This is a genomic window from Burkholderia sp. 28_3 (assembly GCF_003253915.1).
GTDB lineage: Bacteria > Pseudomonadota > Gammaproteobacteria > Burkholderiales > Burkholderiaceae > Burkholderia > Burkholderia cenocepacia.
Window position 1 is genome coordinate 262,570 of sequence record NZ_QKZF01000007.1, and the last position, 17,945, is coordinate 280,514.

Consider the following 17,945-nt stretch of genomic DNA (forward strand, 5'->3'; position numbering starts at 1 on the left):
GTGTCGGATGAGCGGATCGTAAGCGGCGCGGCGCCCGCCGGCGCGCACGCAAGGATCGTCCCGAGCAGAAACGGATGATCTTTTCTGCTTGATCCGGCGGCGCTCGCGCACGGCCGGCACGCCGGCCCGAAACGCGTCACAATGCGCGTTCGGCACCTGATCTGGTGGAGACCATCAATGAGCGATCCGATTCTTGCCGCGCCGACGGACAACGGCGTCCCGGTCAGCCTGCGCTCCAGCCGCGGGCTGGGTTGGCGCGGCTTCGGCGCGTCGCTGCTGGAAATTCGCGCGGGCACGTACCGGATTCCGGCGGCCGAGCATCACCGGATCGGCGTGCATATCGGTGCGCCGGTGCGGGCGGACTGCGTATGCGACGGCGAGCGCGTGTCCCGTATCCAGGCGCACGGCGACGTCGACGTGATTCCGGCTGGTCTGCCCGGCCAGTGGACCGACAGCGCCGACTGCCGGATCCTGCACATCGCGCTCAGCGACACCTTCGTGCGGCGCACCGTCGAGCAGCTCGAACTGAAGCCGTCGCACGCGCAGATCCGCCGGCGGCTGCAGGTGCGCGACCCGCGGCTGCAGCACATCGCGTGGGCGATGGCCGCTGAACTCGAAGCGGAAGACGCATCGGATCCGCTCTACGCGGAAAGCCTGTGCACGGCGCTCGTCGCGCGGCTGGTCGACGCCCAGCCCGCGTTTCGCGAACGCCGGCGTACGCTGGCGCCGAAGGCCGCGGCGCGTGTGATCGACTATGTCGAAGCGAATCTCGACCGGCGCATGACGCTGGCCGAGCTCGCGGCGCTCGTGGCGATCAGCGTGCCGCATTTCAAGGTGCTGTTTCGCGAAACGCTCGGGATGCCCGTGCACCAGTACGTCGTGCGGCGCCGGGTGGAGCGCGCGAAGGCGCTGTTGCTCGAAGGCCGGCTCAGCATCAGCCAGATCGCGCTGGAAGCCGGCTTTGCCCATCAGAGCCATATGGCGAACTGGATGAACCGCGTGCTGGGGGCGACGCCGACGGAGATCGCGCGGTCGGGCGTGCGGGGCGGGTTGCGGCTGGCCTATGACGGTAAGGATGGCGCGAAACCTCCGCGTCGCTAGCGCGCCAACGGACGCGCGGGCCGTACCCGCGCTCGCATCCCGTCATCCTTTCCTGCTCGATTCATCCTCCCGTGTGCGCCTTTCCGGCCGCGCTTGCCGACAATCACAGCACTTTCATCCCTCGGGAGCGGATCGTGTTCGTGATCTTCGGAGCATCCGGCAACGTCGGCTTGTCGACCGTGACGGCCTTGCGCAACGCAGGCCATTCCGTGCGCGCGGTGCTGCGCGACGCACGCCATCGTGAACGTTTCGTGCAGCTTGGCTGCGATGTCGTGATCGCGGACCTGACGGACGCGAACGCGATCGCCGCGGCGATCGACGGCGCGCGGGCCGTGCAGATGCTGTGCCCGGTGCCGGCGGCCGACCCCGATCCGGCCGCGACGATGACGCGGACAATCGACGCAGCGACTGCCGCGCTCGCCGCGAATCCGCCGCCAGCGCTGCTCGCGTTGTCGGATTACGGCGCGGAGCTTACAGGCAATACGGGTATCACGCGTCTGTTCCATGACTTCGAGGCACGGCTGAAGACGATCCCGACGCGATTGACGCTGCTGCGCTCGGCCGAGCATTTGCAGAACTGGTCGCGCGTGCTGCCGGTCGCACTGGGCACCGGCGTGCTGCCGAGCTTTCACCATCCGGTCGGCAAGGTGTTTCCGACGGTCTGGGCGCCCGATGTGGGCGTCGTCGCGGCGCGGCTGCTGCTCGATGCGCCGGAAGGCGGGCGCGGGCCGCGCATCGTCAGCGTCGAGGGTGCGCGGCGGGTGAGCGTGACGGCGATCGCGGAGACGTTGGGCGCGGCGGCGGGGCGCGCGATCGTCGCGCACGAGTTGCCGCGCGATACGTGGAGCGCGACGCTACTGCGTGCCGGGCTCAGCGAGCGTCATGCGCAGCTGATCGTCGATCTCTACGATGTGCACAACGCGGGGCGCATCGATGTGGAGGCCGGTGTGTCGGAGCGGGTGTACGGGACGACGACGCTGGAGGAGGTGCTTGCGCAACTGGTGCGCCGGCATGCGCATTGAATGAAGCGGCCGTGCGCGGCGTGCGTCACGCGGGCCGCCGCACCCCGTTCAACACCCCATACGCCACCGACCCGATCACGATCCCCCAGAACGCCGACCCGAGCCCGAGCCAGGTCATCCCCGACGCGGTCGCGAGAAACGTGATCACCGACGCTTCGCGGTGGTTCTCGTCCTCGAAGATTCCGTGCACGTTCGCGCTGATCGCGCCGATCAGCGCGAGTCCCGCGAGAATCGCGACGAACGCCTTCGGCAGCGCGAAGAACAGCGTGACGATCGTGCCCGCGAAGAGCCCGCCGATCAGGTAGATCACGCCGTTCGCGAGCCCGGCGACGTAGCGCCGGTCCGGATCCTCGTGCGCATCCTTGCCGGTGCACAGCGCCGCGGTGATCGCGGCAACGACGATCGTGATCCCGCCGAAGCACGCGACGAGCAGCGACATCACGCTGGTCGCCGTGATGATCGGGCGCGCCGGCGTGTGATAGCCGGACACGCGCAGGATCGCCATCCCCGGCAGGAACTGGCCGGTGAGGCTGACGACGACGAGCGGCAGCGCGAGGCTGAGCGTCGTGCCCAACGTCCATTCGGGCGCGATGAAGATCGGACGCGCGAGGCTCGGCGACACGTTGCCGAGATGCGCCATCCCGAGCAACGTCGCGAGCGCGGCGCCCGTCAACAGCACGAGCACGATGCTGTAGCGCGGCAGCAGGCGCCGGAAGATCACGTAGGCCGCGATCATCCCAAACGCGAGCGCGGGCTGCGCCGACGCGGCGGAGAACGCGTGCATGCCGAACGGCAGCAGGATGCCGGCCATCATGCCGCAGGCGATGCCGCGCGGAATGTGGCGCACGAGCCGGTCGAAATAGCCGGAGACGCCGATCGCCAGGATGATCAGCCCAGCCGTGAGGTACGCGCCGACGGCCTGGTTGAGCGTCAGTTGCGGAAACAGGCCGACGAGCAGCGCGGTGCCGGGCGCCGACCACGCGGTGACGACGGGCACCTTCAGCTTCCAGCTGGCGAACAGGCCCGATACCCCGGCGCCGATCGAGATCGCCCAGACCCACGACGACACCATGTCGTTGGACGCATGCGCGGCCTGCGAAGCCTGGAAGAAGATCGCGAGCGGGCCCGCATACGAAATCAGGACCGCGAGAAAGCCTGCGGTTATCGCGGAAACGGACCAGTCGTTACCGAGCGTGCGGATCGCGCCGGGTGGGGTGTTGGGTTGCATCGTCGTCGGGGAAGGCGGCGCGCGGCCGTGCGGCGGAGCCGGGGCGAATGATTGTTGGAAGCCCCGGATGAGCCGCCATTCTGCGCATTGCCGGCGCAATTGGCAATTCGCGGGCGGCGATCGACGTTGTCGGCTTTTCGTAAGGATGGGCGCCGAAACGCGGAAACGTCTGACGTCAGGTACTGATCTGCAACACCCTGTCGACCACCGCCACCTTGATCCCGCTGCCCGTCGACAGCGATGCCGTGCCTGCGTCGAACGGATGCACGGGCGGATCGGTCGGCGTCCACGCATGGCGCGCGAGCAACGCGCGATACCCGCCGCGGATCACGAAGCCGCCGCATTTCTCCGCATACGCAGCGCGCCGCATCCGGTACGCGCGCGGCAGGTCGTACCACGGCAGCTTCGGCAGGTCGTGGTGGACGAGGTGATAGTTGTTGTTCAGGTACAGCAGCCGCATCGCGAAGCCGGCTTCGTTGATCGTGATGCGCGCTTTCGGATGCGGCGCGGCGCGATGCTCGTACAGCGAGCGGATCATCGCGAGCGACAGCGCGGGCCACGTGACGGCCAGCAGGTAGTACCACCACGGCACGCCGATCGCCCATTGCAGCCAGGCGAGCAGCGCGACCACGCACGCGGCATGCGTCGCCCACATCGGCAGATAGCGGAAGTCGCCGCGCCGGAACGCGGCGAACGCATCGCGGAACGTCGCGGCGATGGCGAGCGGCGGCCCGACGGCGATGCGTCCGAGGAAAGTCTTGCGCGCGACCGTCAGCGCCCGGCGCCAGCGCGGCAGCCGCGCCCAGCGTTCGCGTGTGACGTAGTTCGTTTCGGGATCGACACCCGGCACGGTCAGGTCCTCGTCGCGATGATGCTCGAGATGCGTGTCGCGATACAGCGTGTACGGATACCAGATCGTCAGCGGCGGATAGCCGAGCAGCTTGTTCACGAAGGCGGAACGCGTCGGATGGCCGTGCAGCAGCTCGTGCTGCAGCGACAGGTGCCACGCGCCGAGCAGGATCAGCGGCGGCGTCGCGGCGCCGAGCGACAGGTGCCCGTCGCGCACGAGCAGCAGCACGGCGAGCCAGCCGCCGTAGATGACGACGACCAGCAGCCAGGTCGGCCACTCGGTCCGGGCGGTGAAGCGGGCGTCGAGCGCGGCGATCGCGCGCGCGTGGTCGACGTCGAAGTATTCGGCCATGGCGTTGAGGCAGATGGATCGGGCAGTGCGGGGAACGAGCGATGGAACCGGGGCGCTCGGCCCGGGTGCGCTGGTGTCTCGCGGATCACGGTCGGCCTGTCCGGCATCGCGCACGGTGGCGCGCCGGCAGGCATTCGAACGGTACCGGGGCGGGGCGACTACGCCAACCAATCGATTCGCATTTGCTTATCGTCTGGCGGCCGATAAGCATCCGGGCCGCCGCCGATGCGTAGAATGCCGGCATGAACCCCTGGATCGCAGTCCTGCCGATGTACAACGTGACGCCGCGCCATGCCGTGCTGTGGCGCGCGCTGCTGCGCGACGCGCTCGATGCGTTCGCGAACGCGGGCGGGCCCGCCGACGTCGCGCTGCCCGACGCGCCGTTCGACGACCTGCAGGCGCTGTGGCGGCGCGATGACCTGCTGCTGTCGCAGACCTGCGGCTACCCGTACCGGATGCTCGGCTTGCGCGACGTCGTGCGATTGATTGCGACCCCGATTTTCGACGCGGACGGTTGCGACGGGGCGTGCTACAGCAGCGTGCTGGTCGTATCGGCGCGCGTGCATGCGGGCGGCGCGACGACGCTCGCCGCCTGCCGCGGGTTGCGGGCCGCCTTCAACGGCGCGGATTCACACAGCGGGATGAATGCATTCCGGCACGCGGTTGCGCCGCATGCGCACGACGGACGGTTCTTCGGCTCGGTCACGCCGTTCGGTTCGCACCTGAACGTGCTGCGTGCGCTGGCGTCGGGAGAAGCCGATTGCGCGGCGATCGACTGCGTGACGTTCGCGTATGTGCGCGACGCGCTGCCCGATCTGCTGACGGACATCCGGATCATCGGCACGACGGCGTCCGCGCCGGGATTGCCGTTCGTCGCATCGCGGGCGGCGCTGGCGGATACGCAGGTCGTCGCGTTGCAGGATGCGCTGGACCGCGCGGTCGGCGCCGACGCGGAACGGGCGCGCGTGCTGAGGCTGAAGGGATTCGACCGGCTGTCGCCGGCCGACTACGACACGATTGCGCGGTTCGCGCAGGCAGCCGCGGCGCACGGCTATCCCGAACTCGCGTGACGCGGGGGGCGGCGCACGACGGTGCTGCGACCGCTCACGCCGCTGTCCGCTTACTCCTCGTCCATCAACCGAACCTTGACGCGCTTGCCCTTGATCTTCCCCGCATTGAGCTTGCGCAGCGCGTCGCGTGCGACGCCGCGCTCGATCGCGACATAGGTCGAGAACTCGGTCACGTTGATCTTGCCGATCTGCTTGCCGTCGAACCCGGCGTCGCCGGTCAGCGCGCCGAGCACGTCGCCCGGGCGGATCTTGTCCTTGCGCCCGCCGAGGATCTGCAGCGTTTCCATCGGCGGCAGCAGCACGCTGTCGTCCGCCGGCTTCAGCTCGGCGAGCGGATGCCATTCGACCTCGCGCTTCTGCGCCTGTTCGATCGCGCCGACGCGGCCCATCTCGTCCATGCTCGCGAGGCTCAGCGCCCAGCCGTCCTGATCCGCGCGGCCGGTGCGGCCGATGCGATGCACGTGCACTTCGGGGTCGGGCGTCACGTCGACGTTGATCACCGCTTCGAGCTGCGCGATGTCGAGCCCGCGCGCGGCGACGTCGGTCGCGACCAGCACCGAGCAGCTGCGGTTCGCGAACTGGATCAGCACCTGGTCGCGCTCGCGCTGGTCGAGTTCGCCGTGCAGCGCGAGCGCGTGGAAGCCTTGCGCGTGCAGCACGTCGAGCAGGTCGCGGCACTGCTGCTTGGTGTTGCAGAACGCGATCGTGCTCACCGGCCGATAGTGGTTCAGCAACTGGCCGACCGCATGCAGTCGCTCGTCCTCGGTCACTTCATAGAAGCGCTGGCGGATCTTGCTGTCGTCGTGGCGTTCCGCGAGCTTGATTTCCTTCGGATTGCGCAGGAACTGCTGGCTCAGCTTCGCGATGCCGTCCGGATAGGTCGCGGAGAACAGCAGCGTCTGGCGCGTCGTCGGACACATCCGCGCGACCTTCGCGATGTCGTCGAAGAAGCCCATGTCGAGCATCCGGTCAGCTTCGTCGAGCACCAGCGTATTCAGCGCGTCGAGCTTCAGGTTGCCGCGATCGAGGTGATCCATGATGCGGCCCGGCGTGCCGACGACGATATGCGCGCCGTGCTCGAGGCTCTGCGCTTGCGGGCGCATCGGCGTGCCGCCGCACAGCGTCAGCACCTTCACGTTCTCCTCGGCGCGCGCGAGGCGGCGCACTTCCTGCGCGACCTGGTCGGCCAGCTCGCGCGTCGGGCACAGGATCATCGCCTGCACGTCGAAACGGCGCGCATCGAGGCGCGCGAGCAGCGCGAGCGAGAACGCGGCGGTCTTGCCGCTGCCCGTCTTCGCCTGCGCGATCAGGTCCTGGCCGGCCAGCGCGATCGGCAGGCTCGCGGCCTGGATCGGCGTCATGTCGACATAGCCGAGCTGCGCGAGGTTCGCGAGCGTGGCGGGCGTCAGCGGCAGCGCGCTGAACGGCGTGGCGGTCGGTTGGGTCAAGACAGGTCTCCGAGGTAGGGGCGGCCTTCCATCTGCTCGTAGACGACGTTGCCTTCGTCGTCCTCGAAGCGTTCGAGATAGTTGCGGGCGCCGCACAGCGGGCAGCGGAACAGCAGCCCCTGGCCTTCGTCCTTGATGACGACGTCGGACTGCTCCCACTGCGTGCCGCAGCTCTGGTTTCGGCAGGTAAACACGGTCTTTCTCCAGCTGAATTCGGTTGATGGCGCGCCCGGGCGGGCGCGGCCACGGCGGGCGGCGCTCGCGCGGCTCGGGCGCGGGCCGCACCGGCGTGGCTCGGGTTGGGTCGATGCGGATGATGGATCGGGCGGCGACGGCGTCGCGCGTGCCGCAATTCTAGCGGAAGCCGGTGCTTTCGCCCGGTGCGCACCAGGAAAAACGGCCGCCCCGGAGGGCGGCCGTGTCGGGCGGCATCACGGTGCCGCATGGGTGTCGCGCGGGTGTCGCGCGGCATCGGGCGCGTTACAGCGCCATGTCGGCCGACGCCTTCGCCGGGCGGGCCGGCGCGGCGCCGGTGGCCTGCGACGGCGCGCCGAGGTCGATCTTCGGCGGCGGCGACAGTTGCAGCACGTCGCTCGTGTAGGTCCATTCCTCGACGACCTTCGCCGGGCTGTCGTTCAGCCTGGTGCCGTAGCTCGGCACGATCTGTCGGATCTTCTGCTGCCACTCGGGCGTCGCGACCTTGTCCTTGAACACTTTCTTCATCAGGTTCAGCATGATCGGCGCGGCGGTCGACGCGCCCGGCGACGCGCCGAGCAGGCCCGCGATGCTGCCGTCCTGCGACGCGACGATCTCGGTGCCGAGCTTCAGCACGCCGCCCTTGACCGGGTCGCGCTTGATGATCTGCACGCGCTGGCCGGCCTGCCACAGGCGCCAGTCTTCCTTCTTCGCGTTCGGGAAGTATTCCTTCAGCGCGTTGAAGCGGTCGTCGTCGGACAGCATCAGCTGGCCGGCGAGGTACTGCACCAGCGGGAATTCGTCGACGCCCACGCGCATCATCGGCGCGACGTTGTGCAGGTTGGTGCTCTTCGCGAGGTCGAAGTACGAGCCGTTCTTCAGGAACTTGGTCGAGAACGTCGCGAACGGCCCGAACAGGATGATCTTCTTGCCGTCGATGATGCGCGTGTCGAGGTGCGGCACCGACATCGGCGGCGAGCCGACCGACGCCTTGCCGTAGGCCTTCGCGAGATGCTGCTTCACGACTTCGGGGTTGTCGGTCACGAGGAACGAGCCGCCGACCGGGAATGCGCCGTAGTCCTTCGCTTCGGGGATGCCCGACGCCTGCAGCAGGTGCAGCGCACCGCCGCCCGCGCCGATGAACACGAACTTCGCGTCGACGGCTTGCGGCGGTTCATCCGAGTGCAGCTTGACCCACGACACGTGCCACGTGCCGTCGGCGTTGCGCGTGATCTCGCGCACTTCGCTCGACAGCGACAGCGTGAAGTTCGGCTGCGTCTTCAGGTAGCCGACGAACTGGCGCGTGATCTCGCCGAAGTTCACGTCGGTGCCGATCGGCGTCCACGTCGCGGCCACCTTCTGGTTGCGGTCGCGACCTTCCATCATCAGCGGCACCCACTGCTTGATCTGGTCGTAGTCTTCCGAATACTGCATCCCGCGGAACAGCGGGCTCGCCTGCAGCGCTTCGTAGCGCTTCTTCAGGAAGCGGACGTTGTCGTCGCCCCAGACGAAGCTCATGTGCGGCGTCGAGTTGATGAACGAGTGCGGGTTCTTCAGCACGCCCTGCTTCACCTGCCACGCCCAGAACTGGCGCGAGATCTGGAACGACTCGTTGATCTCGATCGCCTTCGAGATGTCGATCTTGCCGTCCGCCTTCTCCGGCGTGTAGTTCAGCTCGGCGAGCGCCGAGTGGCCGGTGCCGGCGTTGTTCCAGCCGTTCGAGCTTTCCAGCGCGACGCCGTCGAGGCGCTCGACCATCGTCATCGACCAGTCGGGCTGGAGCTCGTGCAGCCAGACGCCGAGCGTCGCGCTCATGATGCCGCCGCCCACCAGCAGGACGTCGACCTTCTTCGTGTCGGCGGCGTGCGCGGACGATGTCGCGACGCACAGCGCGAGCGCCGACAGTATTACCCGTAACGTTTTGATCACAGCAGATCCCTTTTTCAACTTGGATGCATCGGTTTGCCATGCCGCCCGGCGCGCGGTTCCGTCGTGTCGAAACACGGGTCCGGAGATCCGGACCACGAATCCGGAATTCCGGATCGACGCTGCACGCCGTTGCATTGGCGCACACGAAGCGATTCGGAAGGACACCTTCGGATCGGCTTCCCGCGAACAGGCAAGGGCCTGCGTCGCGACGGTGCGCCACGCGCCCGGCCCGGGTGGCGGGCCTGAGCGGACGGCGCTTCAGGCTGCGTCGAAAGCGGCCGCGCGCGACACGTTTTGCGGGGGGCGGGATGGCAAGGGGCGCGTAATATAACCGAACTCGGACAACGTGTCGCAGGCGACGAATATCCCTGTTTTCGTGGGGTTTTTTGCGCGTCCGGGTTTCCGGAATGACGGTGTGCGACGCGGGAAAATCGAGGGGGATCAACGGGGCGGAATGGACGGTCACGCAGGCCATGCAACAGACCGGAACGTCACCGGGTCGCGGCGTTGCACCGCGACCCGTTCACGGCTACATCAGTTCACTTCACTTCACTTCACTTCACTTCGCTCCGCCGCTCCGGCAGAACTGCTCATACGCCTGCGCCGAATTCGCGAACCCCTGCGCCTTCGCGAGTTCCCATGGACGCTCGCACTGCCGGGTTCGTTCGCACCATGCGTAGCCGGCCGAGCCGATGCAGCCGTGCGCGTCGCGATCGCCGCCGACCCGCGGCGGGGCCGCTTGCGCGGCAGTGTCGGCGGGCGCGGACGCATTGGCCGGCGTGGACGATGGCGTCGCACAGGCGCTCAATGCGAATGCGCAGGCGATCGCGGCGGCAAACGACGCGGCGGGTGAGTAACGTTTCATCGGGTAGCGCTCCATGGGATGACGATCGGCGGCGGATGCCCGTGTGCGGGCGCCTGCAAAGCATGAACGGTCACGCGTCCGGCACCGGCACGCGCGACGAGAACTTCACCTCGCGCAACGCGAGGCTCGACTGGATCGACGACACGCCGGCCTGTTTCCGCAGCACGCGCTCGACGAATTCCGCATACGCGTCGAGATCGGCCGCGACGACCTGCAGGATGTAGTCGGCCGCGCCGGTGATCTTGTGGCACGACGTCACTTCGTCGTGACGTCGCATCACGTCCTCGAAGTGATCCGAATCCTGGCCCGAATGCATGTTGAACGTCACCTGCACGAACGCGAACACGTTCATGCCGAGCGCGCGCCGGTCGAGGTTCGCCTGATAGCCGGTGATCACGTGCTCGTCCTCGAGCCGCTTGCGGCGGCGCCAGCACGGCGTGACGCTCAGCGACAGCTTCTCGCCGAGCGTGGCGTTCGACAGCGCGCCGTCTTCCTGCAACAGGCGGAGCATCGCGCGGTCGACGCCGTCCAGTTCAACTGAGGCGCGATTTTTGCTCATATTCGGCATTCTGTAGACAGTTTTCTCAAAATTGTACGAAACGAAGCGCTGAAAAGCAAAGCTATTGCCGGGCGGCCTCAATAGACTGTTGCCAACCCCTTTCCCCGTCATCCCTGCAACGGTCAACCATGCTCACGGTCTACAGCAGCGATCACCACCTGCATCGCGGCGTCGAACTGAAGGACGGCGCGATCACCGAGTCGTTCGAACACCCCCTTCGCGCCGAAACGGTGCTCGCGCAGGTCCGCGCGGCCGGCCTCGGCGACGTGATCGCGCCGCGTGCGTTCGACCGGGCGAGCTATGCCGGCGCGCACAGCGCGCGCTACGTCGACTTCCTCGCCGGCGCATGGGACGAATGGACCGCGACCGGCCGCACCTGCCAGGCGCTGCCGCTCGTGTGGCCGGTGCGCGCGATGCCGGCGGCCGCGACGCCGCCCGGCTTCATCGACGGCAAGCTCGGCTTCTTCGCGATGGACGCCGGCGCGCCGATCAACGCCGGCACGTGGGACGCGGTGAGCGCGAGCGCGAACTCGGCGCTGACCGGCGCCGACCTGCTGTCGGGCGGCGGCGCGCGCGCCGCGTTCGCGCTGTGCCGCCCGCCCGGCCACCATGCGGGGCACGAGTACATGGGCGGCTACTGCTACCTGAACAACGCGGCGATCGCCGCGCAGCACGGCATCGCGCGCGGCGCGGCGCGCGTCGCGGTGCTCGACGTCGATTTCCACCACGGCAACGGCACGCAGGACATCTTCTACGAGCGGTCGGACGTGCTGTTCGCGTCGCTGCATGGCGAACCGTCGGTGTCGTATCCGTACTTCTCCGGCTACGCGGACGAGCGCGGCGCGGGCGCCGGCGCGGGCTTCAACCTGAACCTGCCGCTGCCGAAGGGCACGCGGTGGGACACCTACTCGGCAGCGCTCGACCACGCCGCGGCGGCGATCGCGAAGCATGCGCCCGACCTGCTCGTCGTGTCGCTCGGCGTCGACACGTTCGAGCACGACCCGATCAGCCATTTCAAGCTGCGCTCGCCCGACTACCTGCGGATCGGCGAGACGCTCGCGCGCCTGAACCTGCCGACGCTGTTCGTGATGGAAGGCGGCTACATGGTCGACGAGATCGGCATCAACGCGGTGAACGTATTGCTGGGATTCGAAGGGCGTGCGTAAGCGCGGCACGACCTTCGGCGAATGATGGATCCGAACACGAACGAAGCGCGACAAGGAAGGAGACGAGCATGAATCGGCATCACAACACGGTATTCGCCACCGCGGTTGCGCTGACGTGCGCGCTGCCTGCAGGGGCCGCGCAGGCGGACGACGTCGTGCGCATCGGGCACGTCGCGCCGCTGACCGGCGCGATCGCGCACCTCGGCAAGGACAGCGAGAACGGTGCACGGCTCGCGGTCGAGGAAATCAACGCGAAGGGGCTCGTGATCGGCGGCAGGAAGGTCACGCTGCAGCTCGACGCGCAGGACGACGCGGGCGATCCGCGCACCGCGACACAGGTTGCGCAGCGGCTCGTCGACGACAAGGTCGTCGGCGTCGTCGGCCATCACAACTCGGGCACGTCGATCCCGGCGTCGCGCGTGTATCGCGACGGCGGCGTCGTGCAGATCTCGCAGGCCGCGACCAACCCGACGTATACGCAGCAGGGCTTCAAGACGACCTATCGCGTCGTCGCGACCGATGCGCAGCAGGGGCCGGCGCTGGCGATGTATGCGGCGAAGAACATGGGGATCAGGACGGTCGCCGTGGTCGACGATTCGACCGCGTACGGGCAGGGCCTCGCGACCGAATTCGAGAAGGCCGCGAAGGCGGCCGGGATGAAGGTCGTGTCGCGCGACGCGACGAACGACAAGGCGATCGACTTCCGCGCGATCCTCACGAAGATCAAGGGCGCGAACCCCGACGCGATCATGTATGGCGGGATGGACGCGACGGGCGGGCCGCTCGCGAAGCAGGCGCGCCAGCTCGGCATGCGCGCGAAGATCCTGGCCGGCGACGGCGTGTGCTCGACCGATCTGCCGAAGCTCGCCGGGCCGGCGTCGGACAACGTCGTGTGTTCCGAGGCCGGCATCGCGCTCGAGAAGATGCCGGGCGGCGCGGCGTTCGCGAAACGCTACGAAGCGCGTTATCACCAGCCGATGCAGGTGTATGCGCCGTTCTCGTACGACGCGGTCTACATCATCGTCGACGCGATGAAGCGCGCGAATTCGACGGATCCCGCGAAGGTGCTGGCCGCGATGCCGGCCACCGACTATCGCGGCGTGATCGGCGAAACGAGCTTCACGCTGCAGGGCGACCTGAGGCACGGCGCGATCTCGGTGTTCACGTACAAGAGCGGCAGGAAGGCGCTGCTCGACATCGTCCGGATGTAACGCCGCGGCCGGGGCGCGCCGCGCCCCGTTGCGTCACGAGACCGGCACGCGCGCCTCGTCCGCGCGGCGCGCCGCATCGTGCACGATGTGCAGCTCCCGCGTGCGGATCGGCAGCGCGCAATCCGCGTCGGCGAGCGTCTTGCGCACCTGGCGCGCGAGACGCCAGCGCATCGCCCAGAACTGGTCGGTATGCGTCCACACGCGCATGTTCGCGACGGCCGTGCTGTCGTCGAAGCGCATCACCATCACGTCCGGCGCGGGGTCCTGCAGCACGTCGGGATCGGCCACGGCCAGCGCACGCAGCGCAGCGAGCGCGCGATCGATATCGTCATGCACGGACACTTCCACTTCGAGATCGAGGCGGCGCGTCGGGTTGCGCGTGTAGTTGCGGATCGAGCTGCCCCACAGCGCGCTGTTCGGCACGTACTCGCAGATGCCGTCCGGCTTCGTCAGGCGCGTCATGAAGAGCCCGACCTCTTCGACGGTGCCCGCGACGCCCGTGCCGCCGTCGATATAGTCGCCGACCTTGAACGGCCGCAGCAGCAGAAGCATGATGCCGGCCGCGATGTTCTGCATCGTGCCCTGCAGCGCGAGCCCGATGGCCAGGCCGGCCGCGCCGAGCACCGCGACGATGCTCGCGGTTTCGATGCCGAGCTGCGACAGCGCGCCGACGATCGCGACGATGCGGATGCCCCATACCGCGACGTCGCAGAGGATCGGCCGCAGCGTATCGTCGACGCGCCCCTTGTTCGAGAGCAGCCGGTTCAGCCAGTTGCCGATGCGTTTCGACAGCCACCAGCCGGCGACGAGCAGCGCCAGGGCGGCGGACAGCTTGAGGGAGAGGGTGGACAACGCGTTCCACAGGAACGTCCAGCGTTCCGGATGAAGTTGATCGAGAAACATGACGGGATTCCGGTGTTGAAGACACGATGCGCGGCGCGTGTCGCGCGCCGCGCAGCCCTCGACTGTACACGGCACCGCCGGTTTCGCGCGAATGCGTGGCGTGCCGGCTGCGCTGATTTAGTACGAGTATTAAGCGGCTTTTTGAACAAATAAGACGAGTCCTATTCAGCCGTTTCGACCACGCCGATACACTCGCTGTCGAGTAGCCGGATCGCGACGATCGTTCCTGCGCGACGCCCGGCTTTTTCCCGATTTTCATTGAATAGCGAGTGACGACGTCATGCGGTCAGACCTGCGTTTCCGTGTCGCACGCGAGCAAGGTCAACCCGCGTCACGCGGCGTTCACCGTTTTCCGATCGGTCCCGCATTCCTGCGCGGCATCGTCGCGGCGGCCTGCGTGGCCGGCGCACAGGGCGCGGCAGCGCAGGCGTTTCACGACGCCGCGCCGGCCGCGCCCGCGACGGCGGAAACCATCGATCTTGGCGACGTGCCTTTCTTCAATTCCGCGCGCACGACATGGGGCGGCCTGCGTGCATCGTCTGCCGCGCCGCTCGACGTCGCTTATGCGTCGCATGCGTGGAACGTGTCCACGGGCACCGGGCGCGACGATCCGGTGGCGCGCTTCGGCGCCTGCGTTGCATATCGCGTGCTGTGCGATACCGCGCGCGGTGCGGTCGAACGCGGCTATGCGGCGCGGTTCGATTACGGGCTGGCATCGGCGTTGCCCGCGACGGGTGCGCAGCCGGCGTTCGCGCACGGTCCGGTCGATCTGGCCTCCGCCGAGCCGTTCACGCTCGCGCAGCCGGATCGCGGCACGCGCGCCGGCGCGATCGTCGGCAGCCTGCACGCGTCGCTGGCGCGCGCCGATCTGCCGGCCGGCGTCGCCGCGCAGATCGTCCGCATGCTGGCCGGGCGCGTCGATCCGAAGCAGCGCGGCGCGCACGGCGACACTTTCCGCGTGGCATTCGAGCCCGACCACGACGTCACGCGGCCGGGCCGCGTACGCGTGACGGCGCTCGACGTCCGCTTTCGCGGGCAGCGGGTCGCGGCCGTGTGGTTCGCCGCGCAGGCCGGCTCGCCGGGTGCCTATTACGACCTCGACGGCATGCCGCTCGGCGGCGCACGCTTCGCGATGCCGGTCGCCGCGACGCGCATCAGCTCGACATTCGGCGCGCGTGTGCATCCGGTGAGCGGCGCGCGTCACGTGCATTCGGGCGTCGATCTCGCGGCGCCGGCGGGCCGCGCGGTGCATGCGTCGGAGCGCGGCGTCGTGACGTTCATCGGCACCGAGCCGCGCGGCTATGGCAAGTACGTGGTGATTCGCCATGACGGCGGTTACGCGTCGTACTACGCGCACCTGTCGGCGTTCGAGCCGACGTTGCGAACCGGCGCGCGCGTCGTGCGCGGTCAACGCGTCGGCGCGGTCGGCAGCACGGGAACGGCGACCGGCCCCCATCTGCACTTCGAGGTGCGCCGGCATGCGCGCCTCGTCGATCCGATCGAACTTGTGCACGCCGCCCAAGCGACGAAACTGAAGGGTGCGCAGCGCGTGGCGTTCAACCGTGTGGCGCGTGATGCGCGCGTGCAGCTCGCGGCGGCCACGTGGGCGCAACCCGTGGCGATGTCCGCGCCTTCGGCGCCGCATGCCGGCTGATTGCCGGCCAACGCACGACGACCCAACGGGATGAAAAACCATCTTTGTCAAAACTGGATTGCACGTCGAAACGCACGTGGGAGCGCTGACGGCGATTGCCGTCGTGGCCGGTGCACTGACGTCGGCCGATCGGTGCCGGTTGCTCACGCAGAGGGCCCGGCCGGCAACCGGATTTCGAGCACGCCCGCCCCGGTCACCGGATCGTAGTCGCCGCTGTAGCGCTCGAACTCGGGTGCGTCCACGGCTTTGAACCCAGAGGTCGGCAGCCCCCCGTTCCAGATGCCGTGGAACGTCTGGTGGCGTATGGAGACGTGCCCCGCGTGCTCGAAGACCGCATACCGCTGCGGTTCCAGTTCGACGCAGCGAAACGACGCGGACATAGCGCATCGCCGGCCAGCCGGTGTTCATCGGGAACGGGCGCGAGAAGCCGAAGCGCGTCATGTCGCAACGGGCCGGAAATCCTGTCGAGCGTCAGGTCGGTTTCGATAAACCAGCGTGCTTGTCCAACCGGGTCCATAGTGTGCCAATGAGGGTGTCGGGCGGACTGGATGGTATCGGCGGATGGGTATTTGATCGTTCTTGCGGCGCGGGCGCGGGTTCGCGACTGGCCGACGCGCACCGGCCAGTCGCCACGCCGGGCGGCGTGGCGACGCTCGTCGGACTAGCGTGCGTCAACCCAGCGGCCAGTTCAGGATCGCGATGCCGTCGTTGTAGTCGCCATCGCCACCATCTTCCGATCCGACCAGCCCGAAGTAGGTCTTCTTGAAGATGTCGACCTGCCGCGAGCCGATCTTCGACGGCTTGCCGTTCGCCGTCACGACCACGCGCACCTTCCCCTTGCCCGAGTTCACGATCTGCGTGTTCAGGTTCGCGTCCTGCGTGCCGGCGCCCTGGAACGTCGCGGCCGGTTTCGGGTTGTCGTCGACGAAGACCTCGATCGTCTGCGGTGCGGACGAATTGACCAGCGCGGTCACGCCGAACGCGATGTTCGGCGGCAGGTTGAAGACGCCGTCGCGTTCGCCGCCGCCGGTCGGCGCGGGCGCGGGCTGCACCGGTTGCGGTGTCGCTTTCGAGAAGTAATTGACCACCGCGCCGACGCCGAACTTCGCCGCGGCACCGGGCAACACGCCCGGCGCGCCGGCCCACGTCACCGTGCAGGCAACGACCTCGCCTGCCGCATCGGTTTTCACCTTGTTCTGCCAGCTGCCGACGTCGAAGCTGTACGGGATCGTCGCGATATCGACGAACACGTCGTATTGCGGCAGTTTCTCGACGAGCTGCGCGGTCATGAACTGGCGCATCCGGTCTAGCACGGCCTGATCGCCGTTGGCCTGCACGGCAGTGGCGTCGTTGCCCGCGAGTTGCAGCAGCGCGTAAAGGTCGTCGTGGGTAAAGGGCTGTGACATGTCGTCCTCGTCTGAATGGAAGGTTCCGCATCGCATGACCGGCGAACGGATTTCGCCGGACCGCGCGCGGTGTACAGCAGTGGGACTGCAAATGACTGCTCGAACGATGCGCAATGCATGGTGGGCCCCGTCGCCATTGCGATGGTTCGTGATGGCCGTCGATCAACCCAGCGGCCAGTTCAGGAACACGATGCCGTCGTTGTAATCGTCGTCGGCGCCGTCTTCTGATCCGACGATCCCGAAGTACGACTTCTTGAAAATGTCGACCTGTCGCGAGCCGAGCCGCGACGGCCTGCCGTTCGCCATCACGATCACGCGCACGCGTCCGTTGCCGGAATCGAGCACTTTCGTGCCGAGGTTCTGGTCCTGGGCGCCGGCGCCCTTGAACGTCGCGGCCGGTTTCGGGTCGTCGCCGATGTAGATGTCGATCGTCTGGTCGTTCGCCGCGTGGGTGAGCGCGGTCACGCCGAACTTGATGTGCGGCGGGAGATTGAACGTACCGTCGCGTTCGCCGCCGCCGCCGATGTTGCCGGCCCCGGTGCCGCCGGTTTCGGCGCCCTGATTGCCGCTGCCTTGCGACGACGATGGCGCGGCCGTGCCGCCGAGCGCGGACAGGCTCGCGTACGAATCGATGTGCATCGCGCTGCCGCGCACGCTTTTCCACTGGCCCTTCACGAACGTGACGCCGCTGCCGACGTCGATCGTTGCGACGAGCGTGAACGGCATGCGGCCGGTGCTTTCGGGCACTTTCGACGAATACGTGAAGCAGCCGTCCGCGACGACGCCCTGGTTCGTCGCGATCGCGAAATAGATGCCGGGGAAGTTGTTGCCGGTCGCATAAGGCGTCGGCACGTTGAGGATGACTTGCAGTTTGCCGTCGCGAATCCCGGCCTTCGCGACGTCGAGGTAGAGGCCGGGGATGTCGACGTAAGTCTCCGACGTCGCGACGGGCGCGCTAACGATCGAAGCCGAAAGGAGGGGCATGGG

General features: G+C 68.0%; 17 protein-coding genes. 6 read left to right on the forward strand and 11 right to left on the reverse strand.

The features are described from left to right. Positions 1-177 precede the first annotated feature (177 nt). Positions 178-1,101, forward strand: a complete 924-nt coding sequence (locus tag DFS13_RS18020) for an AraC family transcriptional regulator (protein WP_060212133.1) — start codon at positions 178-180, stop codon at positions 1,099-1,101. Positions 1,102-1,235: 134 nt separating this feature from the next. Further along, a complete protein-coding gene (locus DFS13_RS18025) occupies positions 1,236-2,123 on the forward strand; it encodes an NAD(P)H-binding protein (RefSeq protein WP_060212131.1) in 888 nt (295 codons plus the stop codon). Positions 2,124-2,148: 25 nt separating this feature from the next. On the opposite strand, the gene DFS13_RS18030 is transcribed toward DFS13_RS18025, so the two are convergent. Together DFS13_RS18030 and DFS13_RS18035 are read right to left on the reverse strand one after the other, a co-directional pair. Beyond that, on the reverse strand, positions 2,149-3,351 hold the full coding sequence (locus DFS13_RS18030) for a benzoate/H(+) symporter BenE family transporter (RefSeq protein ID WP_048987378.1): 1,203 nt from the start codon (positions 3,349-3,351) through the stop codon (positions 2,149-2,151). Positions 3,352-3,526: 175 nt separating this feature from the next. After that, positions 3,527-4,552, reverse strand: a complete 1,026-nt coding sequence (locus tag DFS13_RS18035; RefSeq protein ID WP_048992435.1) for a fatty acid desaturase — start codon at positions 4,550-4,552, stop codon at positions 3,527-3,529. 242 nt (positions 4,553-4,794) lie between these two features. On the opposite strand from DFS13_RS18035, the gene DFS13_RS18045 reads away from it, so the two are divergent. Further along, on the forward strand, positions 4,795-5,622 hold the full coding sequence (locus tag DFS13_RS18045; protein WP_048987377.1) for a phosphate/phosphite/phosphonate ABC transporter substrate-binding protein: 828 nt from the start codon (positions 4,795-4,797) through the stop codon (positions 5,620-5,622). Between the two features lie 50 nt (positions 5,623-5,672). Here the strand turns inward: DFS13_RS18045 and dbpA are convergent, their stop codons facing one another. From dbpA to DFS13_RS18070, 5 genes are all read right to left on the reverse strand, one after another. Beyond that, positions 5,673-7,070, reverse strand: coding sequence for an ATP-dependent RNA helicase DbpA (dbpA, locus tag DFS13_RS18050; protein ID WP_006483214.1), 1,398 nt, complete (start codon positions 7,068-7,070; stop codon positions 5,673-5,675). Further along, a complete protein-coding gene (locus tag DFS13_RS18055) occupies positions 7,067-7,264 on the reverse strand; it encodes a hypothetical protein (protein ID WP_006483193.1) in 198 nt (65 codons plus the stop codon). The genes dbpA and DFS13_RS18055 overlap by 4 nt, the downstream gene beginning before the upstream one ends. Before the next feature lie 286 nt (positions 7,265-7,550). Further along, positions 7,551-9,194, reverse strand: coding sequence for a malate dehydrogenase (quinone) (gene mqo / locus DFS13_RS18060; RefSeq protein ID WP_034203014.1), 1,644 nt, complete (start codon positions 9,192-9,194; stop codon positions 7,551-7,553). A 559-nt stretch (positions 9,195-9,753) separates the two neighbouring features. Further along, the gene (locus DFS13_RS18065) at positions 9,754-10,059 is read right to left on the reverse strand and encodes a hypothetical protein (protein WP_006483262.1); all 306 of its coding nucleotides are present in this window, start codon (positions 10,057-10,059) and stop codon (positions 9,754-9,756) included. Between the two features lie 70 nt (positions 10,060-10,129). Next, the gene (locus tag DFS13_RS18070; RefSeq protein ID WP_006483264.1) at positions 10,130-10,618 is read right to left on the reverse strand and encodes an Lrp/AsnC family transcriptional regulator; all 489 of its coding nucleotides are present in this window, start codon (positions 10,616-10,618) and stop codon (positions 10,130-10,132) included. Between the two features lie 128 nt (positions 10,619-10,746). Between DFS13_RS18070 and DFS13_RS18075 the strand changes: the two genes are divergently transcribed. Together DFS13_RS18075 and DFS13_RS18080 are read left to right on the forward strand one after the other, a co-directional pair. After that, the gene (locus DFS13_RS18075) at positions 10,747-11,784 is read left to right on the forward strand and encodes a histone deacetylase family protein (RefSeq protein ID WP_060212129.1); all 1,038 of its coding nucleotides are present in this window, start codon (positions 10,747-10,749) and stop codon (positions 11,782-11,784) included. A gap of 68 nt (positions 11,785-11,852) precedes the next feature. Then, a complete protein-coding gene (locus DFS13_RS18080) occupies positions 11,853-12,995 on the forward strand; it encodes a branched-chain amino acid ABC transporter substrate-binding protein (RefSeq protein WP_060212128.1) in 1,143 nt (380 codons plus the stop codon). A gap of 33 nt (positions 12,996-13,028) precedes the next feature. Here the strand turns inward: DFS13_RS18080 and DFS13_RS18085 are convergent, their stop codons facing one another. Beyond that, positions 13,029-13,898, reverse strand: a complete 870-nt coding sequence (locus tag DFS13_RS18085) for a mechanosensitive ion channel family protein (RefSeq protein WP_060212126.1) — start codon at positions 13,896-13,898, stop codon at positions 13,029-13,031. Positions 13,899-14,178: 280 nt separating this feature from the next. On the opposite strand from DFS13_RS18085, the gene DFS13_RS18090 reads away from it, so the two are divergent. Then, entirely contained in the window at positions 14,179-15,552 is a 1,374-nt protein-coding gene (locus tag DFS13_RS18090) for a M23 family metallopeptidase (protein ID WP_060212124.1), read from the forward strand. A 143-nt stretch (positions 15,553-15,695) separates the two neighbouring features. Here DFS13_RS18090 and DFS13_RS18095 read toward each other — a convergent pair whose 3' ends face one another. The 3 genes from DFS13_RS18095 to DFS13_RS18105 form a co-directional block, all read right to left on the reverse strand. Further along, entirely contained in the window at positions 15,696-15,932 is a 237-nt protein-coding gene (locus DFS13_RS18095) for a GyrI-like domain-containing protein (RefSeq protein ID WP_060212122.1), read from the reverse strand. A gap of 291 nt (positions 15,933-16,223) precedes the next feature. Further along, on the reverse strand, positions 16,224-16,958 hold the full coding sequence (locus DFS13_RS18100) for a fucose-binding lectin II (protein ID WP_060212120.1): 735 nt from the start codon (positions 16,956-16,958) through the stop codon (positions 16,224-16,226). 162 nt (positions 16,959-17,120) lie between these two features. Further along, on the reverse strand, positions 17,121-17,942 hold the full coding sequence (locus DFS13_RS18105) for a fucose-binding lectin II (RefSeq protein ID WP_111441948.1): 822 nt from the start codon (positions 17,940-17,942) through the stop codon (positions 17,121-17,123). Between the last annotated feature and the right edge of the window lie 3 nt (positions 17,943-17,945).

What these genes read in the sequence shown, in the direction of transcription:
- DFS13_RS18035 (WP_048992435.1), bottom strand. Translation starts at nt 4,552, where the DNA reads ATGGCCGAATACTTCGACGTCGACCACGCGCGCGCGATCGCCGCGCTC.
- DFS13_RS18070 (WP_006483264.1), bottom strand. Translation starts at nt 10,618, where the DNA reads ATGAGCAAAAATCGCGCCTCAGTTGAACTGGACGGCGTCGACCGCGCG.
- DFS13_RS18080 (WP_060212128.1), top strand. Translation starts at nt 11,853, where the DNA reads ATGAATCGGCATCACAACACGGTATTCGCCACCGCGGTTGCGCTGACG.
- DFS13_RS18105 (WP_111441948.1), bottom strand. Translation starts at nt 17,942, where the DNA reads ATGCCCCTCCTTTCGGCTTCGATCGTTAGCGCGCCCGTCGCGACGTCG.
- DFS13_RS18030 (WP_048987378.1), bottom strand. Translation starts at nt 3,351, where the DNA reads ATGCAACCCAACACCCCACCCGGCGCGATCCGCACGCTCGGTAACGAC.
- DFS13_RS18045 (WP_048987377.1), top strand. Translation starts at nt 4,795, where the DNA reads ATGAACCCCTGGATCGCAGTCCTGCCGATGTACAACGTGACGCCGCGC.
- DFS13_RS18065 (WP_006483262.1), bottom strand. Translation starts at nt 10,059, where the DNA reads ATGAAACGTTACTCACCCGCCGCGTCGTTTGCCGCCGCGATCGCCTGC.
- DFS13_RS18075 (WP_060212129.1), top strand. Translation starts at nt 10,747, where the DNA reads ATGCTCACGGTCTACAGCAGCGATCACCACCTGCATCGCGGCGTCGAA.
- DFS13_RS18090 (WP_060212124.1), top strand. Translation starts at nt 14,179, where the DNA reads ATGCGGTCAGACCTGCGTTTCCGTGTCGCACGCGAGCAAGGTCAACCC.
- DFS13_RS18020 (WP_060212133.1), top strand. Translation starts at nt 178, where the DNA reads ATGAGCGATCCGATTCTTGCCGCGCCGACGGACAACGGCGTCCCGGTC.
- DFS13_RS18085 (WP_060212126.1), bottom strand. Translation starts at nt 13,898, where the DNA reads ATGTTTCTCGATCAACTTCATCCGGAACGCTGGACGTTCCTGTGGAAC.
- DFS13_RS18095 (WP_060212122.1), bottom strand. Translation starts at nt 15,932, where the DNA reads ATGTCCGCGTCGTTTCGCTGCGTCGAACTGGAACCGCAGCGGTATGCG.
- DFS13_RS18100 (WP_060212120.1), bottom strand. Translation starts at nt 16,958, where the DNA reads ATGTCACAGCCCTTTACCCACGACGACCTTTACGCGCTGCTGCAACTC.